Source organism: Sphingomonas sp. SL1004 (assembly GCF_057815015.1).
Genome location: NZ_JBYMUX010000001.1, coordinates 999,922 through 1,022,995, shown reverse-complemented (window position 1 = coordinate 1,022,995; position 23,074 = coordinate 999,922). Strand labels below are relative to the sequence as shown.

Genomic DNA, 23,074 nt, shown 5'->3' with positions numbered 1-23,074 from the left:
TCCGCAGACTCGATAGAACTGGGTACGCGGAACTGTGGACCCCGGAACTAGTCCGGGGTGACGGAGGGGGTGGGTGAACGAAGGGCTTTGCGTGTGCGGCGTGCCGCTAGGTTCAGAGGGGCTCCACCACGACTTCGCCATCGACGACCGCCGTTACCCGAACCCGAGCACCAACTACCGCGTCTTCACCGCGAGCCGGCCAGCTCCCGTCGCCCACCAGGACGCGACCGCGCCCGCCGAAGAGCGCGATCTCTACAATGACAACCTGACCCACCAATCGAGCAGACCGATCATTCAGCATCGGATCGCCGCCCTCGACCGGGTAATCGCGATACCAGCGCTTCCCGATCAGCACCGTCACCGCGCTCCAAACGCCGAACGCTGCCAACTGCGCCGCCACCGGCAAGTCCGGCAACACGTACACCGCTATCCCCGTCACCGCCGCAGCGATCGCAAGAAACACGAGGAAGACACCAGGCACCGCCAGCTCGGCGATCCCCAGCACAAGTGCCGCGATCAACCAAGCACCAGCCGCCCCGAACACGTCCATCAGCTTTTCGGAACCTCGGTCGACTTCGACAATTCGAACGGCCCCCGAGCAGCGGGCTTGGTCGGCGGCGACGCGACCGCATCCCGCAAAGCATCCTTCGCCAGCTCCCCAATCCCCCCAAGCGTCCCCATCAACTGGGTAGCCTCGACCGGGAACAGGATCGTCTTCGCATTGGGCGAGGTCGCGAACTTGCCGATCGCCTCGACATATTTCTGCGCGATGAAGTAGTTGATCGCCTGCGCGCCACCCTCCTCGATCGCCTGCGACACGGCCCGCGTCGCCGATGCCTCTGCCACCGCAGCCCGCTCGCGCGCCTCGGCATCGCGGAACGCCGACTCCTTGCGCCCCTCGGACTCGAGGATCCGCGCCTGCTTCTGCCCCTCCGCGCGAAGGATCTCAGAGGCCCGCGATCCCTCCGCATCCAGGATGTTAGCCCGCTTCTCGCGCTCGGCCTTCATCTGCCGGCCCATCGCGTTGACGATATCCGCCGGCGGGCGGATGTCCTTGATCTCGACGCGCGTAATCTTCACGCCCCACGGCGTCGTCGCATGATCGACCACGTTGAGCAGCCGAGCGTTGATCTCGTCGCGCTTCGACAGCGTCTCGTCGAGGTCCATCGACCCCATCACGGTGCGCAGGTTGGTCGTCGTGAGCTGCAACAGCGCCTGGTACAGGTCCGACACCTCATACGCGGCCTTGGCCGAGTCGAGCACCTGGAAGAACACGACCCCGTCGGTCGAGATCATCGCATTGTCCTTGGTGATGATCTCCTGGCCGGGGATGTCAATCACCTGCTCCATCATGTTCACCTTCCGCCCGACGCGGTAGAAGAACGCCGGGTAGAAATTGAAGCCCGGCCGCGCGACCGTGGTGAAGCGGCCGAAATGCTCGATCGTGTATTGATAGCCCTGGTGGACGATCTTGATGCTGGTGAAGAGGTACAGCAGCACCAGCGCCAGCAGGAGCGCGGCAACGATCAGGCCCATCGAACAATCCCCATCCGTGTATCGCACCGCTATAGCACGTCGGCGAAGGACAGGCCTAGCCGTACGGGCGCGCTTTGGTTACATGGCGCGCCACCTCACACCCAGGAACGGCAGCTCTCATGGATATCCGCCTCGGCCTCACTTTCGACGACGTCCTCCTGTATCCGGGGGAATCGGACGTGCTGCCAAGCCAGGCCGATACCCGCACGCAGCTGACGCGCGGCATCGCACTCAACATCCCGATTCTCTCGTCCGCAATGGACACCGTCACCGAGGCCGACATGGCCATTGTGATGGCACAGCTCGGCGGCATCGGCGTGCTCCACCGCAACCTGACCGTCGAGGAGCAGGTCATCGCAGTCCGTCAGGTCAAGCGGTTTGAGTCGGGCATGGTGGTCAACCCGATCACGATCAAGCCGACCGCCACCCTCGCCGAAGCGCAGGCCCTCATGTCGGGCCACCGCATCAGCGGCATCCCGGTCGTCGAGGCGGACGGCAAGCTCGTCGGTATCCTCACCAACCGCGATGTGCGTTTCGCAGGCGATCCGAAACAGCCCGTCAGCGAGCTGATGACGCACGAGAACCTCGCCACCGTCTCGACCGAAGTCGGCAAGGAAGAGGCGCGTCGCCTGCTCCACGCCCGCCGCATCGAGAAGCTGCTGGTGGTCGACGCACAGTATCGTTGCGTCGGGCTGATCACGGTCAAGGACATCGAGAAGGCGGTGATGTTCCCCGATGCCACCAAGGACGAGGCGGGCCGCCTGCGCGTGGCGGCGGCGACGACGGTTGGCGACAAGGGCTTCGACCGAACCGAACAGCTGGTCGACGCCGGCTGCGACCTGATCGTGATCGACACCGCGCACGGCCACAATCGCGACGTCGGTCGCGCGGTCGAGCGCGTGAAGAAGCTGTCCAATTCGGTGCAAGTGGTGGCGGGCAACGTCGCCACCGGCGAAGCGACGCGCGCGCTGATCGGTGCGGGCGCGGACGGGATCAAGGTCGGCATCGGCCCGGGCTCGATCTGCACCACGCGGGTGGTGGCGGGTGTTGGCGTGCCGCAGCTGACCGCGGTGATGGATTGCGCGGAGGCAGGCCATAAGGCCGGCGTTCCGGTGATTGCCGACGGCGGGATCCGCACGTCGGGCGACATGGCCAAGGCGCTCGCGGCAGGCGCATCGACCGTGATGATCGGCTCGCTGCTCGCAGGCACCGACGAGGCACCGGGCGAGACGTTCCTGTACCAGGGCCGCGCGTACAAGTCGTACCGCGGCATGGGCTCCGTCGGCGCAATGGGGCGCGGGTCGGCGGATCGCTATTTCCAGGGCGACATCAAGGACCAGCTGAAGCTCGTCCCCGAGGGTATCGAGGGGCAGGTCGCGTACAAGGGCCCAGCGAGGGATGTCGTTCACCAGCTGGTCGGCGGCATCAAGGCAGCGATGGGGTATACCGGCTCGGCGACGATCCCGGATCTCCAGGCGCGGGCGGAGTTCGTGCAGATTACCGGTGCGGGGTTGATGGAGAGCCATGTCCACGACGTGACGATCACCCGCGAGGCGCCGAACTACCCGACGCGGTAAAGGCCGAAACTTCCCCCCTCCCTGAAAGGGAGGGGCCGGGGTGGGTCGGTTCCCGCAAGCTCCGGTCGGTGGCTAAAGCGGGCCAACCCACCCCCAACCCCTCCCTTCCAGGGAGGGAAGCAAGTCCGATGCTCGCTTTCACGCGCCCCGTCATTCCCGCGAAGGCGGGAACCCATACTGGCTGACGTCGCGGTAAGATCACAACCGTTCGAAAATATGGATCCCCGCCCGCGTGGGAATGACGAACGATATTTGCCTGCGCGATCCTCCACAGACGGCAGGGTAAATTTCAAACCTCCGCCCTCCGCCCCCCTCTCCGTCATCCCGGCGGACGCCGGGACCCATGGCCACGGTGGACCCGACGACAGCGTGCAACCACCACCCAAACCGCAACCATGGGTCCCGGCGTCCGCCGGGATGACGGAGCAAGAGGGCGGAAGCCACCACGATCCCAAACCCAAACCCCGAAATTATTCCCCTCCCGCTCGCGGGAGGGGCTAGGGGAGGGGATGATGACGAACACACCGTACCAAGCTCAGACCCCGCTCCGCGTGCATGCCGGAGCTAACACGTGACTCCCCCCGCACGCACGCAGGCCGCGATCGAACTCCTCGACCAGATCATTGCCGCCGCCCGCGAGTCCGGCGCCGCTGCCGATACGCTGATCGCGCGCTATTTCCAGACCCGCCGCTACGCCGGCTCGAAGGACCGCCGCGCGGTGCGCGAGCTCGTCTACGCCGCGATCCGCAAGGCCGGAGACCGCCCCGAAAACGGCCGCACTGCGATGCTGCTCGTCGCGGACGCCGACCCGGAGCTCGCCGCGACCTTCGACGGCTCGACCCATGCCCCCGCACCGATCGCCAAGGACGAACCCCGCGCCCGTGCCGGTGTCGCGCCACAGTGGCTGACCAAGGCCCTGCGTGCTTCCGGACTCGACGGGGCCGCACTGACCGACCTCGCTGGCCGCGCCACGCTCGACCTGCGCGTCAACACGCTGATCTCCGACCGTGCTACAGTCCTCGCCGCGCTCCCCGAAGCCGAAGCGACCCCGCATGCCCCGGATGGCATCCGCCTCCCGACCGGCACCAACGTCGAAGCGCTCCCGCTCTTCAACGAAGGCGCGCTGGAGGTGCAGGACGAAGGCAGTCAGCTCGTCGGCCTCGCGATGCAGGCAAAACCCGGCGAACGCATCGTCGATCTCTGCGCAGGCGCGGGCGGCAAGACGCTCGCACTGGCCGCAACGATGAAGAACGAAGGCGTGATCCTTGCCTGCGACACCGACCGCAACCGCCTCTCGCGCCTTACCCCCCGCGCAACCCGCGCCGGCGCGACGATCGTCGAAAGCCGCCTTCTCAACCCGACGCGCGAGATCGAAGCGCTGAGCGAATGGGCCGGTCGCGCGGACGGCGTGCTGGTCGATGCCCCCTGCTCGGGCACCGGCACGTGGCGGCGCAATCCCGAAGCACGCTGGCGGCTCACCCCCGACCGCGTCTCGCGGCTGCAATCGACGCAGCAGGTGGTGCTCTCCGTGGCCGCTACGCTGGTCAAGCCCGGCGGCGCGCTCGTCTACATCGTCTGCTCGCTGCTCGACGCCGAAGGAACGGACCAGGTCAGCTGGTTCCTCAACGCGCACCCCGGCTGGACTACGGAAGCCCTGTCGCTCCCAGCCGGGGCGAAGCACGGCCACGGCGTCCGCCTCGAACCGGGTCGCGACGGCACCGACGGCTTTTTTGTCGCGCGCCTCCGGGCTGCGTGCTAGCCAGCCGACCTATGGCTCAACTCACGGCCAAACCTGTATCCCGCCTGGAGACGATGATGCGTTTTTCGTCCGTTGCCCTTGCCGCCGCGCTGACCGTCGTATGCGTGTCGACTTCGCTCAGCGGGCAGCGTCCCGACGCGCAAATCGACGCGCGTTCGATGCAGTTGCTGGCGCAAGGGCGTTCGCTGATGACGGCGGGCAACCTCGACGGCGCGACGGATGTGCTCGAAACGTCGGTCGCGGTCGATCCGCGCAATCGTGCGGCGTTCCTGCTGCTCGCACGCGTCGCCGAAACGCGTGACCTGCCAGGCAAGGCGATCCGCCTGTACCGCGAGGCCTTGTTGCTGGAGCCGAACGACGTCGCGGCGTTGAAGGGGCAGGGCGAGGCACTGGTCGCCAAGGGCGCCGTGGTCCGCGCGAAGGACAACCTCGTAAAGATCCGCACGCTCTGCAAGGGCGTCTGCCCGGAAGCGACGCAACTCGCGGCGGTGATCGCCAAGGGCCCACCGATTGCGACCGCGCAGGTCGAGAAGACCCCAGTAGCGGCCAAGGACTGAGCTACCAGCGGATCCACCCCATTCACCACCACGGCGAAGGCCGGGATCCAATTGGGGAACGGTGCTAAGTGTGGACGGCGCGAGGTTACTGCCACCTCTCCAATTGGGCCCCGGCCTACGCCGGGGTGGTGCGCCGTGGTCCTACGTCGAATGCAGTCCGCTTAGGTGCGTACCGGTGAGCCGACGGCTTTCGCCAACGCCACGAAGTCGGCAACCGATAGCGTCTCCGCCCGACGCGTAGCGTCCACCCCGATCCGCTCCAGCGCATCGAGCGCCCCCGGCACGCCCTTCAGGCTCTGACGCAACATCTTGCGCCGCTGCCCGAACGCCGCGCCCGTCAGCCGCTCCAGCACCTCGAAGTTCACGTCCTCGGGCGCGTCCACCGGCACCAGATGCACCACCGCCGACATCACCTTAGGCGGCGGGGTAAACGCCGACCGGTGAACCGGCATCGCGATCCGCGCGGTCGAGCGCCACTGCGCCAGCACGGCCAGCCGCCCGTAGTGATCGTCATTGGTCTTCGCGACGATCCGCTCGGCGACTTCCTTCTGGAACATCAGCGTGCACGACTGCCACCACGGCAACCACGACGTCGACAGCCACCCGACCAGCAACGCCGTGCCGATATTGTACGGCAGGTTCGACACGATGTGCGGCTTGCCCTCGAACAGCGCCGGCGCGTCGACTTCCATCGCGTCGCCCTCGATGACCCGCAGCCGCCCCGGATACGCCTCGCCGAGCTCTGCCAGCGCAGGGATACACCGACGGTCACGCTCGATCGCCGTCACCCGCGCACCCGCCGCGAGCAATGCGCGCGTCAGGCCACCAGGGCCGGGGCCAACTTCGAGCACCTCGGCATCCTGAAGATCACCCGGCACCGCCGCGATCCGCTTGAGCAACTGTCCGTCGAACAGGAAGTTCTGCCCGAGCGCCTTGCTCGCATTCAGTCCATATCGCGCGATCACCTCGCGCAGCGGGGGAAGCTCCATCGATGCAGCCTCGCTCACGACTGGGCAGCGGTTTGAGCGCGCCGGTCCGCCGCTTCGCCCGCCATCGCGATCGCCGCGATCATCGCGCCGGGTTCGGCAAGGTTCTTGCCGGCGATCCCGAACGCCGTACCGTGGTCCGGCGAGGTCCGCACGATCGGCAAGCCCAGCGTCATGTTCACGCCGTCGTCGAAATGGATCGTCTTCAACGGCACCAGCGCCTGATCGTGATAGCAGCACATCACGACGTCATAGGTCGCCCGTGCCCGCGGATGGAACATCGTATCGGCTGCAAATGGCCCGGTCGCGTCGATGCCCTCTTCGCGCAGGATCGCGATGGCAGGAGCGATGATCTCGATCTCCTCACGCCCGAGCGCCCCTTGCTCGCCGGCATGGGGATTAAATCCGGCAAACGCGAGCCGTGGGCTCTCGATCCCGAAATTGCGCAACAGACCACGCGCGGTCGCCCGGGCCTTGGCGACGATCAGGTCGACGGTCAGCAGCGCGGATACATTCTTCAACGGCACGTGCGTGGTGATCGGCACCACTTTCAGCGACGGTCCGGCGAGCATCATCACCGCATTGTCACCCGCCACGCCGTAACGCTCGGCGACGAACTCGGTCTGCCCCGGATGACTGAAGCCGATCGCATAAAGCTGCGACTTCGATACCGGTCCCGTCACCAGCGCGCGCGCCGCCCCGGTACGGACCAGACCGACGGCGAGCTCCAGCGAATGCAGCGCACAGCGCGCACCATCGGCGTCGGGATGTCCGGGGACGATCGTTCCGGCATCACCGACCGTCAACACCGGCAGCGCTTGAGCGAACGCCGCCGCGGCCTCGCCCAGATCGGCAATCCGCGCGATCGGGCCGGCCCAGACCCGTTCGATCGCGCGCGCATCGCCCACCGCCACGAATGGCGGCAAGCCATGCGCGTTACGCGCGTCCCAGGCCTTGGCGATGATCTCAGGCCCGATCCCGGCAGGATCGCCCATCGACACGGCAAGGGGGTGAATGCGGGTCATGCCGCGCTCAGCGATAGTCGACGACCGCGTCGCGCCGCAGATCGCGCAGCTTCTGCTGGGCGCGCAGGTTGACGCGCTGCTGTTCGAGCTGACCCTGGATCTGTTCCGAATTGGGCACCGACCCGGCCTGCGCGTCGTCACGACCGCACAGCACGAGCGCGCGTACGCCCTGTTCCGCAGAGCCGAACGGCGGGCTCGACTGGCCGACCTGGAGCTTCAGCATGATCTCCTGGAGCTGCGGCGGCAGGTCGCGGATACGCACCGTGTCGTTGTCGACCACGTCGGCACCGATGCCCGCCGCGACCTTCTCGACGGTACCGCAGCCACGCAACTCCTGCGTCGCCTTGGCAAACGCCTGCGCGCGCGCCGATGCCTGGGCCTGGTTGGTGTTCGGCGGGAACCGCAGCGTCAGCTGCTTCAGGCTGAGCTTGGCATCGCGCGGATCGGCGGTCAGCACCTGGCGCTTGTCGGTCAGATACAGGATCGAATAGCCACCCGAGACTTCGATCGGCCCCGCCACCTGGCCGACCTGCATCGTTGTCGCGGCTTCGGCCAGCTGAGCCGGCAACGTCGCCGCCCGGATCCAACCCAGATCGCCGCCGACCGCACGCGTCGAGGCTTCGGAGAACTGCCGAGCATAATATTCGAACGGCTGCGCGCCCTTCTGGATCTCCTGGAGAATCTGCTTGGCGTTCGCATAGACCTGCTGGCTGTTGGCCGGCGTCGCCGCGAGATAGATTTCCTTCAGGTTGAACTCGTCGGTGCCCTTGGCCGCCTGCAGACGATCGATGATCGATTTGACCTCCTCGTCGCCGACGTTGACGAACGGCTCGACCCGGCGACGCAGATAGCGCTGCCAGGCGAGTTCGCCCTCGATCTGGCGCTTGAGCGAGCGATCCGAGGAACCAGACTCGCGCAGATAGGTCCGCATCGCTGCCGGAGTCCGGTTGAAGCGCTTTGCCACCGCGTCGTAGCTCTGCGTCAGCTCGGCGGGCGTGATCGTGATGTCGGCGGTCTTCGCTTCCTGGATCTGCAGCGTCTCGTCGATCAGCTGGCGCAATACCTGGAGCTTCAACCGCTCGCGGTCTTCGGGCGAGAGCTTGGCCTCGTTCGCCATCGCGACCAGCGCCACACGCTGATCGACATCGGTCCCGGTGATCACGGTGTCGTTGACGATCGCGGTCGGCTTGCGAATGTTGGGGTCGAGCTTGCCGAAGATCTGCAGGTTGGTCGGAATATCGAGGCCGGTATTGTCCGGCACGCTCTGATCCGAAACCGTCCGGCCCGACCCAGCTTGACCCGCTGCGCCCTGACCTGCCGCGCCCTGGGGCGGAACACTCTGCGCGATCGCACTTGCTGCCAAAGCGGCCAGAACCACCGCCCCGATCACACGGCCGCCACGCGCCGCCAGTCGAACATCATGCTTCAAGTGTCGGTATCCCATCATCGCGCCCCGCAATCGGCGCCGCCATTTGTCATGACGACGCATATCCGGTGCGGCTTGCCTCTTAGTAGCTGAACGCGGGCTTAGCGGCCGAGGTTGGTCAAGGCCAGCGTCAATAGGAAGCTGTTGCCCTTCCGCGCGTCGCCCGTGTCGTTGTAGGTTCGCCGCCACGTCGCGCCGAGACGCAGACAGTCGTCTTCATACTGGACGCCGAGGCGGTGACGGATCGGCGTGAAGCCGTCGCTGACCGATAGCGGATCCTCCGATGCATTGGTCAGATCGACCACGCCCGACCCGAACGCCGACCAGAAGCGCGCGAACTGGACGCGGCCGGCAACGCGAATTTCCTCGCGGTCGCGCAGATCCTCGATCGAGGCATCGATGTTGCGGTTCAGCTTCAGATACCCGACGAGGACATAGGTCGCGCGCGAGCCGATCGTCGCGTCCAGCTCGTTGCGGCGGATCGCAAAACCGTCCTTGTCGAGCCGGTAGCGGTGGACGATCGAGACGAAGTCGCGGAACCTAAGCTCGCTGCGCCCGACGATGTCGGAGAACCGGTCGCTCAGGCCGGTGCCGTCGGGCAGGATCGTCGGCCGCGTGTTCACGCGGTAGCTCTGGCCGACGTTAGTGGTGAACGCGATACCCGGCAGGTCGAGCGCCCATTCGCCGCCATAGGTGACACGCGACGAATCCTCGAACCGATCATAGCCGGCGAACCGGTTGAGCGAAAACAGGTTGGTATCGTCCAGGTCGACGGCGCGCGAATCCTCGTTCGGCAACGAAATATTGGCGACCTTGGGCGCCGCGACGAACTGGACGCGCGGCGTAAACCGCTGCGTCCCGCCCAGGAACGTGCCGATGAACGGCCATTTCACGTCTACCGCGGCCGCGCCGATGACGCGCTGGCGGAAGCCGCCGAACCCCTGATAGCTGGGGATCGTCGAAGCGATCTCATTGGTATTGTACAGGTCGCCACGCGCGAATGCCGTAAACGTGACTTCCTGACCCCAGTTCGTGAAGCGGCGCAGGTCCCATTGCAGGCTCGCGAACGCGCGCTGCGTGTCCTGGCCATCGGTTCGGGTCAGCGCGAGCGTGTTCAGTTGGAGCTGGAACCGGCCACCGACCAGCCCATCGTCGAACCGCTTGCGATAATCGATTTCCGGCAGCGCGATCGGCTGTTGTCCCTGGCTGTCGGCAACGCGCAACGTCTGCGCGTACCAGCCGCTCAGCGAGAAATAGCTGCTGTCGTCGATCCGCTCCAGGCTTGCCGTGGTGCGCAACCGGTCGTCACGCGAAATGTCGTAGCGGCGCAGGAACGTCCGGTCGGTCGTCAGGCGCAGCGAACCGCTCGCGGTCCAGTTCGGCGTCAACTGGTACCGCGCCATGCCGTCGATATAGCCGCGGAACGCCATGCTCGTGTCGGCCGTGTTGGCGGTCGTCAGGTCGTCGCTGCGCCGGCTTTCGGTCGCATAGGCGCGTATCTTGAACGCGCCCTTGGAATTGAGCGCGGAATAGTCGACCTGCGCCATCGGCAGCACGCTGCTGTAGATGTGCGGCGTGATGACGAGGCCCTGGTTCGGGGCGAGCTTCCAGTAATAGGGAACGCTGACTTCGACGCCGTTGACGCGACTATAGCCGCCGTTCGGCGAGAGCAGGCCACTGTCGCTGCCGCCGCCGACCGGGTTCGAGAATTCGGGTAGCGGCAGGCTCGGCAGACCGAACAGATGCAACCGTGCGCCCTTGTAGAAGATGCGCTTGCGTTCGGGGCGATAGGTGACGCGGACCGCGGTGATCTTCCACGTCGGTTCCTTCGGGCAACCGGCAGCGTTCGTAACGCCGCACGGTGTGTAGGCGGCGGTCTTCAAATTGACCGTACCATCGGCGTCGCGCGTGCCCTGCTGTGCCGCCAGGCGGCCGCCCTGTTCGAGCACGACGAGCATGTTGTCGACCACGCCGTCCTTCAGCGAATCGGTCAGATTGATCTCGTCGCCGTACGCGATGTCGCCTTCGGGATTGGTGACCGCGATGTTGCCGGTCGCGACGACCTTGCCGGTCTTGCGGTTCCACACGACCTTGTCGGCGCGCAGCCGGCTGCCCTGGCGGAACATCCGGACTTCACCGGTCGCGGTGACGATATCGGTGTTGGTGTTGTACTCCAGCGCGGTCGAGCTGAACTGCACCTGGTCTTCGGCCGGCGTCGCGGTCGACGCATTGGCAACGGGCGGGTCCTGCACCGGCGGCGCCACCGGGCGGTTCTGGAAATCCTGGGCCTGCGCAGGAGCAGCCGCGAGTCCGGTCGCCAGCGCGAGCGAAAGGGCGCAACCCGTCAAAAGGTCGATACGCAACACGATCCGAACCAACCCCTTTGGCACTGGGCAGCCGTTTGCCGCCATATCGCCCGCCTATCGCACCACCGGGCCTTCGCTGCAATCGCCGTGCGTTAGGGAGACCACCTTGCTTTGCCGGGCCCGCGGCATCAACTTATGGGCTACGCACATCCGTTCAAAAGCTTCCCGAGGTTTCTTCATGCAGATCGTCTTCGCCCCGACCGTTCCCGCCAACGCCCCGATCCTGGCCGTGCCCGTCGCGAAGGACGGCGTAGCTAAGGTCAGTTGGAGCGCGATCGGCGGCGATGTCGAGGCGGTGGCGACCAGCGCAGCGGCCGCGGGACGGTTCGCAGGCGAGACCGGTTCGGTCGTCGAGCTGTTCGTACCCGTCGACGGCGCAGTTCGCCGGGTCTTGCTCGTCGGCGTCGGCACGGGCGAGAACGCCGATTGGGAGAAGGCGGGCGGCGCGATCACCGCTCGCCTGCTGACTTCGGGTGCGACATCGGTCGTCGCCGACCTGTCGGCCGGTGCCACGCCGACCCCGAAGGCCGCCGCGCACTTCGCCGCCGCCGCTGCGCAGCGCGCATGGCGCTACGACACGTACCGCACCAAGCTGGCCGAGAAGTCGAAGCCGACTCTGACCGCGATCACCATCGCGGGTGCACCGGACGGCACCGACGCTGCCTGGGCGGAGCAGTCCGCGGTCACCGGCGGGCTCGACCTGACCCGCTGGCTCGTCACCTCGCCACCGAACGTCGTCTACCCCGAGAGCTTCGTCGAGAAGGTGACGAAGGACGTCGAGGGTCTCGGGCTCGAGATCACCGTGCTCGACGAAGCGCAGATGACCGAGCTCGGCATGGGCTCCCTGCTCGGCGTCAGCCAGGGCTCGCGCCGTGAAGCACGCATCCTCGCGCTCAAGTGGAACGGGGCAGGGGCCGACGCGCCCACCCTCGCGTTCGTCGGCAAGGGCGTGACGTTCGATTCGGGCGGCATCTCGATCAAGCCTGGCGCGGGCATGGAAGACATGAAGTGGGACATGGGCGGGGCAGGCGCCGTCGCCGGCGCGATGAAGGCACTGGCCAGCCGGAAGGCGAAGGCGAACGTCGTCGGCGTGATGGGCCTGGTCGAGAACATGCCCGACGGCGCCGCGCTGCGCCCGAGCGACGTCATCACCTCGATGTCGGGCCAGACGATCGAAGTGCTCAACACCGACGCCGAGGGTCGCCTCGTGCTCTGCGACTGCGTGACCTGGGTACAGCAGGCGCACAAGCCGACCACGATTGTCGACCTTGCCACGCTCACGGGGGCGATGATCGTCGCGCTCGGCACCGAGAATGGCGGCATCTTCGCCAATGACAACGCGCTCGCCGACCAGCTGATCGCGGCGGGCAAGACCACCGGCGACACGCTCTGGCGTTTCCCGCTGTCGCCCGCCTACGACAAGCTGATCGACTCGCCGATCGCCGACATGAAGAACGTCGGCCCCCGCGGTGCCGGCTCGATCACTGCCGCACAGTTCATCAAGCGCTTCGTCGACGAGGGCGTGAAGTGGGCGCATCTCGACATCGCCGGCATGGTCTGGTCCGACAAGCCCGGCACCAACCACGACAAGGGCGCAACCGGCTACGGCGTGCGGTTGCTCGACCAGTTCGTAGCGGACAATTTCGAGGGCTGAGGCCTGAGATAATCCTCCCCCGCCAGGGGGAGGTGGTGCGGCGCAGCCGTGACGGAGGGGGAGGGCTGCGATGCGCCTGCTCCGTGTCCGCCCCCTCCGTCAGCCTACGGCTGCCACCTCCCCCTGGCGGGGGAGGAATGCTAGAGGGAAACAATGCAGGTCGATTTCTACCACCTCACCAGCCCCCTAGACCGCGTCCTCCCACGCATAGCCGAGCGCGTCATCCAAACCGGCGGCCGCCTCCTGATCGTCGCCGAACCCGAGGAACAACGCGTCGCACTAGACCGCCTCCTCTGGTCCTATGCTCCCGAAAGCTTCCTCCCCCACGCCCAGGCCGGCAGCGCTGACGATACAGCGCAACCCATTCTAATCGCCCAAGATATCCAGGATACCGCCCCCGCCAACGCCGCCCGCAACGTCGCGGTGGTAGACGGACGTTGGCGTGACCTTATCCTAACCTTTGACCGAGCCTTCCATATCTTCGACGACGAAGCGATCCGCGAATCGCGCCTGGCCTGGAAGGCACTCGCCGACCGCGAAGGCGTCGAACGCCGCTACTGGAAGCAGAACGACTCCGGCCGCTGGGAGCAGGCGGCATAACCGTTGCTTTACGGCCGTCCCCCGCCTAAGCGCCGCGCATCCAAGTACCGTCAACACAGGAGCCCGTGACCATCATGGCCGCGAACCGTACCTTTTCGATCATCAAGCCCGATGCCACTCGCCGCAACCTGACCGGTGCGGTCACCAAGATGCTCGAGGAAGCCGGCCTGCGCGTCGTCGCTTCGAAGCGCATCCAGATGACCCGCGAGCAGGCCGAGGGCTTCTATGCGGTCCACAAGGAGCGTCCGTTCTTCGGCGAGCTCGTCTCGTTCATGATCTCGGGCCCGGTCGTCGTCCAGGTTCTCGAAGGCGAGAACGCGATGCAGCGCAACCGCGACATCATGGGCGCCACCAACCCTGCCAACGCCGACGCCGGCACGATCCGCAAGGAACTCGCCGAGTCGATCGAAGCCAACTCGGTGCATGGTTCGGATTCGGACGAGAACGCCGAGATCGAGATCGCGTACTTCTTCAAGCCCGAAGAAATCGTCGGCTGATGACCTGGCGGTTGCGACGGGCAGGGCCGGGCGACGCGCCTGCGCTTTCGCTCGTCGCATCCGCCACGTTCCTCGATACCTATGCGACCGTGCTGTCAGGGGCCGACATCGTCTCCCACTGCACGATGAAGAACAGCATCGCCGCGTTCGAGACGTGGCTGGCCGATCCGGCCACGATCGTCACGCTGGCCGAGTACGAGCCCGGCCACGCGCCTATAGGTTACACGGTACTGACCGCGCCGGACTTTCCGATCGAACCCGGCCCAGCGGACATAGAACTCCGCCGCATCTATCTCATGAATCAGGCCCAAGGCTCAGGCCTCGGCGCCGCCCTGATGACCCGCGCCCTCGAAGACGCCGTCGCGGCAGACCGAACCCGAGTCCTACTAGGCGTATGGGACCAGAACACCCGCGCGCGAGCCTTCTACGAACGCCAAGGCTTCAAGGTGATCGGCGCTCGCCAGTTCATGGTCGGCACCACGCTCCATGACGACCCGGTCTACGCCCGGTCGGTGTGAGTTTCCCCGGCGAAGGCGCCGCACTTCAGGGCAGCGCTACCACCCCGGCGAAGGCCGGGGCCCAATTGGAAAGGTCGCAGTAACGGAACGCTGCCCTCCGTTAGCAACGTTCCCCAATTGGACCCCGGCCTCCGCCGGGGTGGTGCCGTTTAGAGGTAGGCAATCACGTCGCCGGCTTCTCTTTCGCCCAGATCGTATCCAGCCTAGCCTGGTCACCACCGCGCTGGCGAACGCGCAAGCCCTCGAGCTTCAGTGATCGACCCATCAAGGGCAAGCCGGCTTCGGTCTTCCAGATCACTTCATAAATCCCCCTCGCCGACCGGGTCGTGTCACCATCAAAATATTGGACGCTAACCAGAACCGGCAACCGGCCTGCTCGGTTGTCCGCGCCGCCATCGGTCAGCTTCAGAAGCGGTTTAGAGAACCACGATTTGTCGATGATCGGCTCCGCCGGCGGCCGTTGCGGCGATACGCCCAGCGCGTGCGGGAAGGTGATCGTCACGTCCTGCAGGTCATGCCGCGCATCCTTCAGCAACAGCGTGTTGCCGCCATCCTGCACGATCGCCGAAAGATCGATCTTCGTCCGCTCGCGCGCCGCACTCGACTGGGCAGCGATCTTGTCGGCCTCGCTCGCACGGTGATCCGACCAGTTCGTCCACAGGGTCAACGCCGCGATCAGCACGCCCGCGACCGCCACGACCTCCGCCAGCGTAACCCAACGGCGGCGCGTCGCAGCAGCCTCGCGGCGTTCGGTCGGTGTCTCGGTGCTCATCGCCCACCGGCTTCCAGCAAGCGGGCGGGGGCAGCGAGTTCCCAACTCCGCGCGATCCGGTCCTCGACCAGCGCCCAATCCGGATCGCCCGCAACATTCATCCCGACCCAGCCGGTCGCGCCGAGATACGCCGGCCGCGAATACACGGCCGGGTTCGCCTCGATCAGCGTCGCCTGTTCATCAGTGCCGCTGGTCTTCACGCACACCACGGTCAGCCCATCGCCATGATGATCCTCGCGAAACTGCGCGAACTGCTTGCCCGCGACGAAGAAGGTGGGCTGGCCGTGAGAGACCATCTCCTCGGTCTCGGGCAACGCCAGCGCCGCCGCACGAACGCGGTCGAGGGGGGACAAGTCGGTCATCGAGTCACGAACTCCGCCAAGGTTTTCGGATACAGCGCATGTTCCGCTGCCAGCACGCGCGCCGCAAGCGCATCCGCATCGTCGCCGGCAAGGATCGGCACCTCGGCCTGGCCCAGCACCACGCCGCCATCGAGTTCCTCCGTCACGACATGCACCGAGCACCCGCCGACCGCATCGCCCGCCGCGATTGCCCGTGCGTGCGTGTCGAGCCCCGTGTACTTGGGCAGCAACGACGGATGGATGTTGACGATTCGATCCCGCCAAGCCGCGACGAACCCGTCCGACAGCAACCGCATATAGCCGGCCAGCGCAACGACCTCGACACCAGCTTCGTGCAACGCCGCATCGATCGCCGCCTCGTACGCCGGCTTGCCCAAACCTTTCGGGGAGAGCGCGAACGTCGCCACACCCTCGGACCGCGCCCATGCGAGTCCAGCTGCATCCGGCTTGTCCGACGCCACGAGCGCGATCTCGAAAGGACAATCTGCCGCGCGCGACGCGCCGACCAGCGCCATCATGTTCGATCCACGCCCCGAGATCAGCACGCCGACCCGCGTCTTCTCAGCCATGCGTCGCGGTCCAATCCTCGCGCGCGCTCCACGTGCCGGCAGACCCGCGTACCGTGCAGCCATGCGTCCCGGTCTCGATCTTCCCGATCGTGAACACGGTCTCGTGCGCCGCCTCCAGCGCGGCGGTCACCGCCTCGGCCTCGTCAGCACTCACGATCACGACCATGCCGATCCCGCAGTTGAACGTCCGCGCCATCTCCTCCGGCTCGATCGCGCCCTGCGCCTGCAGGAACGCCATCAACCGCGACTGCTCCCACGCATCCGCATCGACCACCGCATGCACGCCGTCGGGCAGCACACGCGGGATGTTCTCGAGCAGACCACCCCCGGTGATATGCGCCAATCCCTTGATCCGCCGCTCGCGCAGCAACGGCAGCAGGCTCGCGACATAGATGCGAGTCGGCGCCATGAGGTGATCGATCAGCAACTTGTCCTGGTCGAACAACGCAGGCCGATCGAGCTTCCACCCGCGATCGGTGGCAAGACGGCGCACCAGCGAGAACCCGTTCGAATGCACGCCCGAAGACGCCAGCCCGAGCATCACGTCGCCCGCAGCGATCTCGCGCCCCGTCAGCACGTTGGTCCGCTCGACCGCACCGACACAGAACCCCGCCAGGTCGTAATCGCCGTCCGCATACATGCCCGGCATCTCGGCGGTCTCGCCCCCGATGAGCGCGCAGCCGGCGGTCTTGCAGCCTTCCGCGATCGAGGCGACGACGCGCTCTGCAACCGCGGCATCGAGCTTCCCGCTCGCATAATAATCGAGGAAGAACAGCGGCTCGGCGCCCTGCACGATCAGGTCGTTGACGCACATCGCCACCAGGTCGACGCCGACGCCCTCATGCCGGTCCCACTCGATCGCCAGCTTCAGCTTGGTGCCCACGCCATCGTTCGCCGCGACCAGCAACGGATCGACGAACCCTGCCGCCTTGAGGTCGAACATCCCGCCAAAGCCACCAAGATCGGCATCCGCCCCCGGCCTACGCGTCGAGCGCGCGAGCGGCGCGATCGCCCGCACCAACGCATTGCCCGCGGCGATCGAAACGCCCGCCTGAGCGTAGGTGTAAGGGCCCGAAGCGGGAGCGGCGGAGTCTGGCGTATCGGTCATGATCGGTGCTGCTAGCCACATCGCGCTTGGATTTCCACGTCTGCTTCGCCAAAAGGCCCGCTTGATGCGTATCCGTACCCTTGCCACCGCGCTTGCTGGCGCCGCTCTCCTGCTGAGCGGTGGAGCCGTGCTCGCGCAAATCGAAGGCGGCAGCCGAGGCGCAGCTCCGGTCGACAGCGGCAGCGCCTACGAGGTGAGTGGCGTCACCGTCGACGTCGCGGGCAAGACCGCCGACGCCGCGCGTTACAGCGGCTGGCGGCTCGCCCAGCGTAAGGCCTGGGTGCAATTGTCGAACCGGCTCGGTGGCGGCGGTGGCCTCGTCTCCGACGGTACGCTCGATTCGCTGGTCTCTGGAATCGTCGTCGAGAACGAACAAATCGGCCCGCAGCGCTACATCGCCAAGCTCGGCGTCCTGTTCGATCGCACCCGCGCCGGATCGATCCTCGGTATCTCGACCTACGCCGATCGCTCGCAGCCGATGCTCGTGATCCCCGTCCAATACTCGGGTGGCGTCGGCCAGGCGTTCGAGCAGAGCACGCAGTGGCAGCAGGCCTGGGCGCGCTATCGCACCGGCAACAGCAGCATCGACTATGTCCGCCCGTCCGGCTCCGGCCCCGACGCGCTCCTGCTCAACGTAGGCCAGACGCAGCGCCCCGGCCGCGGCTGGTGGCGGACGATCCTCGACCAATATGGCGCGAGCGACGTGCTGACCCCGGTCGTGAAGCTTTATCGCCAATGGCCCGGCGGCCCGGTGATCGGCGTGTTCGAAGCGCGCCACGGCCCCGACAACGAGCTGATCGGGAGCTTCACGCTGCGAGTCGGCACGCCCGACGGGATCGCGCAGCTGCTTGATACCGGCGTGAAGCGGATCGACGACCTCTACCAGCAGGCACGTCGCAACGGCTCGCTCCGCGTCGACTACAGCCTGTCGCCACCGCCGCCGCCCGAAGCCGCGGTGGTCGACGACCTGCCCACGGACGAGACCGCGGATGCAAACACCGCGGCGCTGACCGGCGGCGAGGGCATCTCGGTCATCGTCCAGTTCGACACACCTGCTGCTGCAAACGTCTCCTCGACCGAAGCTGCACTCCGCGCGATTCCCGGCGTCCGCTCGGCCGCGACGACCAGCCTCGCGCTCGGCGGCGTCTCGCTGATGCGCGTCGCTTATGACGGCGATCCGGCTGCGCTCAAGACCGCGCTCGAAGCGCGCGGGTTCCAGGTCTTCGGCTCGGGCCAGACGATCCGGATCCGCCGGGTTTCCCAACTTCTTCCGCCGGACCTTCCCGCGGATACCGTGACGACAGGGTGAGCGCGACCAAGATGACTCAAATCGCGCTGCCACTTGGTTGGCCGGCGGACCCTCGCGACGACGCCTTCCTGGTTACCCCCTCCAACTCGCGGGCCGTCCATACGCTGGAGCATACCGCGACGTGGCCCGTCATGACCGCCATCCTCACCGGCCCGCGCAAATCTGGCCGGAGCCTGCTCGCGCGGATCTTCGCGGCGAAGAGTGGTGGCACGATCATCGACGATGCCGAGCGCGTGCCCGAAGCGCAGTTGTTTCACGCCTGGAACCGCGCGCAGGAGGAGCACAGGCCGCTCCTGATCGTCGCCGACGCAGCCCCGCCAGAGTGGAAGGTGAAGCTTCCCGATCTCCGCTCGCGCCTCGCCGCCAGCCCGATCGCGGCGATCGGCGCGCCCGACGACGAACTGATGCGGCTGTTGCTAGCGCATCTGTTCGAGCGGCGCAGCCTCGATGCGCGACCCGATCTGATCGACTGGCTCGCGACCAGAATCGAGCGCAGTCATATTACCGTAACGCGAACCGTCGATGCGCTCGATCAGGAGGCGATGGAACGTCGCAAGCGCTTGTCCATTCCTCTTGCACGAACCACACTGACCGAGGCCGGGCTGATCCTCCGACCGCAACTCGCTCTCGACCTTCCGCTCTTTACGCCACCATAAGCCCCCAAGAGGCCCGATGAACCGTCCAGCCCATATCGTCCGTCAATCGGAAGACGACGACGATCCCATCGGCGCAGAGCCGAACGACCGGTTTTTCAACCGCGAGCTGTCCTGGCTGGCGTTCAACCGCCGTGTGCTGGAGGAGGCGTGCAACCCCGCGCATCCGCTGCTGGAGCGGCTCCGTTTCCTGTCGATCTCGGGGTCCAACCTCGACGAGTTCTTCATGGTCCGCGTCGCCGGCTTGAAGGGGCAGCAGACACAGGACGTCGATCGACGCTCGGCGGACGGGCTGACCGCGGGCCAGCAGCTTACCGCGATCGTCCGAGAGGCCGACGAGCTGATGGCGAGCCAGCAGGCGGTGTGGGGCGACCTGCGCGTGCTGCTCGACGAGGCTGGGCTGTTCGTCCTGCGCCGGGAAGCCGTTGAGGGCGAGGCCGACGAGTGGCTCGAAACGCATTTCCGCGACCAGATCTTCCCGATCCTGACCCCGCAGGCGCTCGACCCCGCGCACCCGTTCCCGTTCATTCCGAACCGCGGCCTGTCGGTGATATTCGACCTTGTCCGTCGGTCGGATAATGAGCCGGTCCGCGAGCTGGTCATGCTCCCGCACACGATGACGCGCTTCGTCCGCCTCCCCGGCGAGCCGGCGCGCTACATCTCGATCGAATCGATCCTGAAGCGGTTCGCGCCGGTCCTGTTCCCCGGCTACGAAGTCCTCGCCGCCGCCAGCTTCCGCGTCCTGCGCGACAGCGACATGGAGATCGAGGAGGAGGCCGAGGACCTCGTCCGCTACTTCGCCAACGCGATCAAGCGCCGTCGCCGCGGCCGCGTGATCCGTCTGGAACTCGAAACCGGTATCCCCGACGTGCTCGCCGCGGTCCTCAAGGATGAGCTCGGCGGTGCAGACGCGATCATTACCGAGAGCGGCAATCTGCTCGGCATCGTCGACCTCGACGGATTGGTCGACGAGGACCGCCCCGACCTCAAGTTCCCGCCCTTCACACCACGCTTCCCCGAACGCATCCGCGAATTCGGCGGCGATTGCTTCGCGGCGATCAAGGCGAAGGACATCGTCGTCCACCACCCCTACGAGACGTTCGAAGTGGTGCTCGCCTTCCTCAAGCAGGCGGCGAACGATCCCGACGTCGTCGCCATCAAGCAGACGCTCTACCGCGCCGGCAAGCAGCCCGCGGTCATCAACGCGCTAATCACCGCGGCCGAAGCGGGCAAGTCGGTCACCGCGGTCGTCGAGCTCAAGGCGCGGTTCGACGAAGAGCAGAACATGGTCTGGGCCTCCGCGCTGGAACGTGCGGGCGTGCAGGTCGTCTACGGCTTCATCGACTGGAAGACGCACGCCAAGGTCTCGCTGGTCGTCCGCCGCGAAGGCCAGGCGTTCCGCACCTACTGCCATTTCGGCACGGGCAATTATCACCCGGTCACCGCCAAGATCTACACCGACCTCAGCTTCTTTACCGCCGACGCCGCGGTCGGGCGCGATGCGGCGCAGATGTTCAACTACATCACCGGGTACGTCGAACCGACCGACATGGCGCGCGTCAGCCTGTCGCCACGTGACTTACGCCAGAACCTGATGAACCTGATCGACGTCGAGATCGCCAACGCGCGCGCCGGCAAACCCGCCGGCGTATGGGCGAAGATGAACTCGCTGGTCGACCCTGCGGTGATCGAGAAGCTGTATGAAGCGAGCGGGGCAGGGGTCGAGATCGACCTCATAATCCGCGGCATCTGCTGCCTGCGCCCCGGCGTACCTGGCTTGTCCGAGACGATCCGCGTGAAATCGGTGATCGGGCGGTTCCTCGAGCACAGCCGGATCTGGGCGTTCGGCAACGGCAAGGCGCTCCCCAACGACGGGGCCAAGCTGTTCATCTCGTCGGCCGACTGGATGCCCCGCAACTTCGACCGCCGCGTCGAATATATGTTGCCGATCCTCAATCCGACCGTTCACGACCAGATCCTCGATCAGGTCATGGTCGCCAATCTGATCGACAACGAACAGAGCTGGGAGCTAGGCCCTGACGGCGAATATAGCCGCGTCGATCCCGGCGACCGCCCGTTCAACCTGCATCGGTATTTCATGACGAATCCTTCGCTCTCCGGCCGCGGCGCATCGCTCGCGACCAGCAACGCCGTGCCGACCCTGTCGCTTCGGCGAAAACGATGAACGTCACGAATATCCTGTTCGGCAATTCGACCCCGAAGGCCGAGACCGACGATCACCCGCGCACCGGGATTATCGACATCGGCTCGAACTCGATCCGTCTGGTGGTGTATCAAGGCCCGCCCAGACTCCCCGCGATCCGGTTCAACGAGAAGGTTCTCGCCGGTCTCGGGCGAGGTCTCGCAGCAACCGGATCGATCGAGAAATCCGCGCTGAAGACCGCGCGCGTTGCGCTCGCGCGGTTCGCAGCGGTTGCGCGTGAGATGGAATGCTCGACGCTCCGGACGGTCGCGACGGCGGCGGTACGCGATGCGAAGAACGGCGGCGAACTTATTGCAACCGCCGAACAACTCGGCCTGAAGGTCGAGACCCTGTCGGGCGAGCAGGAAGCCAGCGCGGCCGGTTACGGTGTCCTTTCCGCGATCCCCGAGGCGGACGGCATTGTCGGCGATCTGGGCGGTGGCAGTCTCGAACTCGTCCGCGTCCGCCGCGGGAAGATCGAGGACCGCGTCTCGTTCCCGCTTGGCGTCCTGCGTATCGGCCCGATCCGCGCCAAACGCGGCAAGGTCCTCGAACGTCACGTCGCCCGCCTGGTACGCGAAGCCGGCTGGACGGCACGCGGGCAGGGCCTTCCTCTGTACCTCGTCGGTGGTTCCTGGCGTGCGCTCGCGCGGCTCGACATGGAGCTGTCGGACTACCCGCTGCCGATCATTCACCAATATTCCATGACTGCCGCGACGATCACGCGGTTGAGCCGAACGATCCCGCAACTCTCGAAGCCGCGTTTGAAGGCTATTCCCGGCCTGTCCTCGGGCCGCACGGCAACGCTGGCGGATGCGGCGGCACTGTTGGGGCTGCTGATGCGGCAACTCGGCAGCCGAACCACGGTCGTGTCCGCCTATGGCCTGCGCGAAGGCCTTCTTTATGAGAACCTGAAGTCAGCAGACCGCGCGCTCGATCCGCTGATCGTTGCCGCGCGCGAAGAGGGGCGTTTGCTAGGGCGCTTTCCCGAACACGGCGATCTCCTCGATCGCTGGATCGCGCCGCTGTTCACCACCGAGCCACCGGCGATGGCCCGCATTCGTCACACGGCATGCCTGCTCGCGGACGTAGGCTGGCGCGCCAACCCCGAGTTCCGCGCCGAACGTGGCGTCGAGGTCGCGCTACACGGCAACTGGGTAGCCATTGACGCACCGGGCAGGGGGATGCTGGCGCAGGCGCTCTATACGAGCCTCGGTGGCGATCTGGCAGCAGCTGATCCGGTCTGCCGACTTGCAACGCCCGCAGCAGTAAAGAGCGCGACCGCCTGGGGGCTCGCAATGCGTCTCGGCCAGCGCATGAGCGGAGGCTTGGCAGGTCCGCTGAAGCGGTCACGCTTGTCGGACGACGGCACCACGCTGACGCTGACGCTACGTCCGGAAGATCGAGGGCTATACGGTGAAGCGGTGGAGCGCCGCCACACCGCACTGGCGACGGCGTTAGGCCGCAAACCCTTACTGGCGCTGGCCTAAAACCGATCCTCACTCATCGCCGATTCCGGCGTCTCTCCCGCTTCCAAATGGGAGAGGGGAGAGGCCCGCGGCCACTCGGCCTTGGCATGGGTGAGGACGACGTGCCG

21 protein-coding genes are annotated in these 23,074 nt (G+C 66.4%); 11 read left to right on the top strand and 10 right to left on the bottom strand.

All coding sequences use genetic code 11. The annotated features are described in order from the left end of the window. Nucleotides 1–112: 112 nt before the first annotated feature. Both AC3D24_RS04555 and AC3D24_RS04550 read right to left on the bottom strand, forming a co-directional pair. Nucleotides 113–550 (bottom strand): NfeD family protein, encoded by a 438-nt coding sequence (locus AC3D24_RS04555; protein ID WP_489028601.1) that lies wholly within the window; start codon nt 548–550, stop codon nt 113–115. Further along, nucleotides 550–1,536: an SPFH domain-containing protein gene (locus tag AC3D24_RS04550; RefSeq protein WP_489028599.1), complete on the bottom strand. Its 987-nt coding sequence runs from the start codon at nt 1,534–1,536 to the stop codon at nt 550–552. Before AC3D24_RS04550 ends, AC3D24_RS04555 begins: the two co-directional genes overlap by 1 nt. Before the next feature lie 119 nt (nt 1,537–1,655). Between AC3D24_RS04550 and guaB the strand changes: the two genes are divergently transcribed. The 3 genes from guaB to AC3D24_RS04535 all read left to right on the top strand — a co-directional run bounded on the left by guaB (nt 1,656) and on the right by AC3D24_RS04535 (nt 5,429). Next, entirely contained in the window at nt 1,656–3,113 is a 1,458-nt protein-coding gene (gene guaB / locus AC3D24_RS04545; protein WP_060525500.1) for an IMP dehydrogenase, read from the top strand. A gap of 571 nt (nt 3,114–3,684) precedes the next feature. Next, entirely contained in the window at nt 3,685–4,872 is a 1,188-nt protein-coding gene (locus tag AC3D24_RS04540; protein ID WP_489028596.1) for an RsmB/NOP family class I SAM-dependent RNA methyltransferase, read from the top strand. 56 nt (nt 4,873–4,928) lie between these two features. Further along, nucleotides 4,929–5,429, top strand: coding sequence for a tetratricopeptide repeat protein (locus AC3D24_RS04535; RefSeq protein WP_175518035.1), 501 nt, complete (start codon nt 4,929–4,931; stop codon nt 5,427–5,429). A gap of 161 nt (nt 5,430–5,590) precedes the next feature. Here the strand turns inward: AC3D24_RS04535 and rsmA are convergent, their stop codons facing one another. The 4 genes from rsmA to AC3D24_RS04515 form a co-directional block, all read right to left on the bottom strand. Next, nucleotides 5,591–6,418, bottom strand: coding sequence for a 16S rRNA (adenine(1518)-N(6)/adenine(1519)-N(6))-dimethyltransferase RsmA (gene rsmA / locus AC3D24_RS04530; RefSeq protein WP_489028593.1), 828 nt, complete (start codon nt 6,416–6,418; stop codon nt 5,591–5,593). Between the two features lie 14 nt (nt 6,419–6,432). Beyond that, nucleotides 6,433–7,440, bottom strand: coding sequence for a 4-hydroxythreonine-4-phosphate dehydrogenase PdxA (gene pdxA / locus AC3D24_RS04525; protein WP_489028591.1), 1,008 nt, complete (start codon nt 7,438–7,440; stop codon nt 6,433–6,435). Between the two features lie 7 nt (nt 7,441–7,447). Then, on the bottom strand, nt 7,448–8,869 hold the full coding sequence (locus AC3D24_RS04520) for a peptidylprolyl isomerase (RefSeq protein ID WP_489028589.1): 1,422 nt from the start codon (nt 8,867–8,869) through the stop codon (nt 7,448–7,450). Nucleotides 8,870–8,967: 98 nt separating this feature from the next. Next, nucleotides 8,968–11,232: an LPS-assembly protein LptD gene (locus AC3D24_RS04515; protein WP_489028587.1), complete on the bottom strand. Its 2,265-nt coding sequence runs from the start codon at nt 11,230–11,232 to the stop codon at nt 8,968–8,970. Nucleotides 11,233–11,410: 178 nt separating this feature from the next. On the opposite strand from AC3D24_RS04515, the gene AC3D24_RS04510 reads away from it, so the two are divergent. The 4 genes from AC3D24_RS04510 to AC3D24_RS04495 all read left to right on the top strand — a co-directional run bounded on the left by AC3D24_RS04510 (nt 11,411) and on the right by AC3D24_RS04495 (nt 14,501). Beyond that, complete coding sequence (locus AC3D24_RS04510) at nt 11,411–12,886, top strand: leucyl aminopeptidase (protein ID WP_489028585.1); 1,476 nt, start codon at nt 11,411–11,413, stop codon at nt 12,884–12,886. A gap of 153 nt (nt 12,887–13,039) precedes the next feature. Continuing rightward, complete coding sequence (locus AC3D24_RS04505) at nt 13,040–13,486, top strand: DNA polymerase III subunit chi (RefSeq protein ID WP_489028583.1); 447 nt, start codon at nt 13,040–13,042, stop codon at nt 13,484–13,486. Nucleotides 13,487–13,560: 74 nt separating this feature from the next. Then, on the top strand, nt 13,561–13,983 hold the full coding sequence (gene ndk, locus AC3D24_RS04500; RefSeq protein WP_056058698.1) for a nucleoside-diphosphate kinase: 423 nt from the start codon (nt 13,561–13,563) through the stop codon (nt 13,981–13,983). Beyond that, nucleotides 13,983–14,501, top strand: a complete 519-nt coding sequence (locus AC3D24_RS04495; RefSeq protein WP_489028581.1) for a GNAT family N-acetyltransferase — start codon at nt 13,983–13,985, stop codon at nt 14,499–14,501. Before ndk ends, AC3D24_RS04495 begins: the two co-directional genes overlap by 1 nt. Before the next feature lie 163 nt (nt 14,502–14,664). Here the strand turns inward: AC3D24_RS04495 and AC3D24_RS04490 are convergent, their stop codons facing one another. Genes AC3D24_RS04490 through purM form a run of 4 tightly spaced genes read right to left on the bottom strand, consistent with a single transcriptional unit; the run spans nt 14,665 to nt 17,312 of the window. After that, on the bottom strand, nt 14,665–15,273 hold the full coding sequence (locus AC3D24_RS04490; protein ID WP_489028579.1) for a hypothetical protein: 609 nt from the start codon (nt 15,271–15,273) through the stop codon (nt 14,665–14,667). After that, complete coding sequence (locus tag AC3D24_RS04485) at nt 15,270–15,635, bottom strand: MmcQ/YjbR family DNA-binding protein (RefSeq protein WP_489028577.1); 366 nt, start codon at nt 15,633–15,635, stop codon at nt 15,270–15,272. The genes AC3D24_RS04490 and AC3D24_RS04485 overlap by 4 nt, the downstream gene beginning before the upstream one ends. Beyond that, the gene (gene purN, locus AC3D24_RS04480) at nt 15,632–16,204 is read right to left on the bottom strand and encodes a phosphoribosylglycinamide formyltransferase (RefSeq protein WP_489028575.1); all 573 of its coding nucleotides are present in this window, start codon (nt 16,202–16,204) and stop codon (nt 15,632–15,634) included. Before purN ends, AC3D24_RS04485 begins: the two co-directional genes overlap by 4 nt. Further along, nucleotides 16,197–17,312 (bottom strand): phosphoribosylformylglycinamidine cyclo-ligase, encoded by a 1,116-nt coding sequence (gene purM / locus AC3D24_RS04475; RefSeq protein WP_489028574.1) that lies wholly within the window; start codon nt 17,310–17,312, stop codon nt 16,197–16,199. Before purM ends, purN begins: the two co-directional genes overlap by 8 nt. A 64-nt stretch (nt 17,313–17,376) precedes the next feature. Here purM and AC3D24_RS04470 point away from each other — a divergent pair, with 64 nt between their 5' ends. Genes AC3D24_RS04470 through AC3D24_RS04455 form a run of 4 tightly spaced genes read left to right on the top strand, consistent with a single transcriptional unit; the run spans nt 17,377 to nt 22,967 of the window. Next, nucleotides 17,377–18,621: a heavy-metal-associated domain-containing protein gene (locus tag AC3D24_RS04470; protein WP_489028573.1), complete on the top strand. Its 1,245-nt coding sequence runs from the start codon at nt 17,377–17,379 to the stop codon at nt 18,619–18,621. A gap of 11 nt (nt 18,622–18,632) precedes the next feature. Then, nucleotides 18,633–19,277: an HdaA/DnaA family protein gene (locus tag AC3D24_RS04465; protein ID WP_056050416.1), complete on the top strand. Its 645-nt coding sequence runs from the start codon at nt 18,633–18,635 to the stop codon at nt 19,275–19,277. 16 nt (nt 19,278–19,293) lie between these two features. Further along, entirely contained in the window at nt 19,294–21,459 is a 2,166-nt protein-coding gene (locus AC3D24_RS04460; RefSeq protein WP_056481892.1) for an RNA degradosome polyphosphate kinase, read from the top strand. Then, a complete protein-coding gene (locus tag AC3D24_RS04455) occupies nt 21,456–22,967 on the top strand; it encodes a Ppx/GppA phosphatase family protein (RefSeq protein WP_489028571.1) in 1,512 nt (503 codons plus the stop codon). Before AC3D24_RS04460 ends, AC3D24_RS04455 begins: the two co-directional genes overlap by 4 nt. Nucleotides 22,968–23,074 lie beyond the last annotated feature (107 nt).

Coding starts and splice junctions, on each gene's coding strand:
- AC3D24_RS04555 (WP_489028601.1), bottom strand. CDS start 550: ATGGACGTGTTCGGGGCGGCTGGTGCTTGGTTGATCGCGGCACTTGTG.
- AC3D24_RS04550 (WP_489028599.1), bottom strand. CDS start 1,536: ATGGGCCTGATCGTTGCCGCGCTCCTGCTGGCGCTGGTGCTGCTGTAC.
- guaB (WP_060525500.1), top strand. CDS start 1,656: ATGGATATCCGCCTCGGCCTCACTTTCGACGACGTCCTCCTGTATCCG.
- AC3D24_RS04535 (WP_175518035.1), top strand. CDS start 4,929: ATGCGTTTTTCGTCCGTTGCCCTTGCCGCCGCGCTGACCGTCGTATGC.
- rsmA (WP_489028593.1), bottom strand. CDS start 6,418: ATGGAGCTTCCCCCGCTGCGCGAGGTGATCGCGCGATATGGACTGAAT.
- pdxA (WP_489028591.1), bottom strand. CDS start 7,440: ATGACCCGCATTCACCCCCTTGCCGTGTCGATGGGCGATCCTGCCGGG.
- AC3D24_RS04510 (WP_489028585.1), top strand. CDS start 11,411: ATGCAGATCGTCTTCGCCCCGACCGTTCCCGCCAACGCCCCGATCCTG.
- AC3D24_RS04505 (WP_489028583.1), top strand. CDS start 13,040: ATGCAGGTCGATTTCTACCACCTCACCAGCCCCCTAGACCGCGTCCTC.
- ndk (WP_056058698.1), top strand. CDS start 13,561: ATGGCCGCGAACCGTACCTTTTCGATCATCAAGCCCGATGCCACTCGC.
- AC3D24_RS04495 (WP_489028581.1), top strand. CDS start 13,983: ATGACCTGGCGGTTGCGACGGGCAGGGCCGGGCGACGCGCCTGCGCTT.
- AC3D24_RS04490 (WP_489028579.1), bottom strand. CDS start 15,273: ATGAGCACCGAGACACCGACCGAACGCCGCGAGGCTGCTGCGACGCGC.
- AC3D24_RS04485 (WP_489028577.1), bottom strand. CDS start 15,635: ATGACCGACTTGTCCCCCCTCGACCGCGTTCGTGCGGCGGCGCTGGCG.
- purN (WP_489028575.1), bottom strand. CDS start 16,204: ATGGCTGAGAAGACGCGGGTCGGCGTGCTGATCTCGGGGCGTGGATCG.
- purM (WP_489028574.1), bottom strand. CDS start 17,312: ATGACCGATACGCCAGACTCCGCCGCTCCCGCTTCGGGCCCTTACACC.
- AC3D24_RS04470 (WP_489028573.1), top strand. CDS start 17,377: ATGCGTATCCGTACCCTTGCCACCGCGCTTGCTGGCGCCGCTCTCCTG.
- AC3D24_RS04465 (WP_056050416.1), top strand. CDS start 18,633: ATGACTCAAATCGCGCTGCCACTTGGTTGGCCGGCGGACCCTCGCGAC.
- AC3D24_RS04460 (WP_056481892.1), top strand. CDS start 19,294: ATGAACCGTCCAGCCCATATCGTCCGTCAATCGGAAGACGACGACGAT.
- AC3D24_RS04455 (WP_489028571.1), top strand. CDS start 21,456: ATGAACGTCACGAATATCCTGTTCGGCAATTCGACCCCGAAGGCCGAG.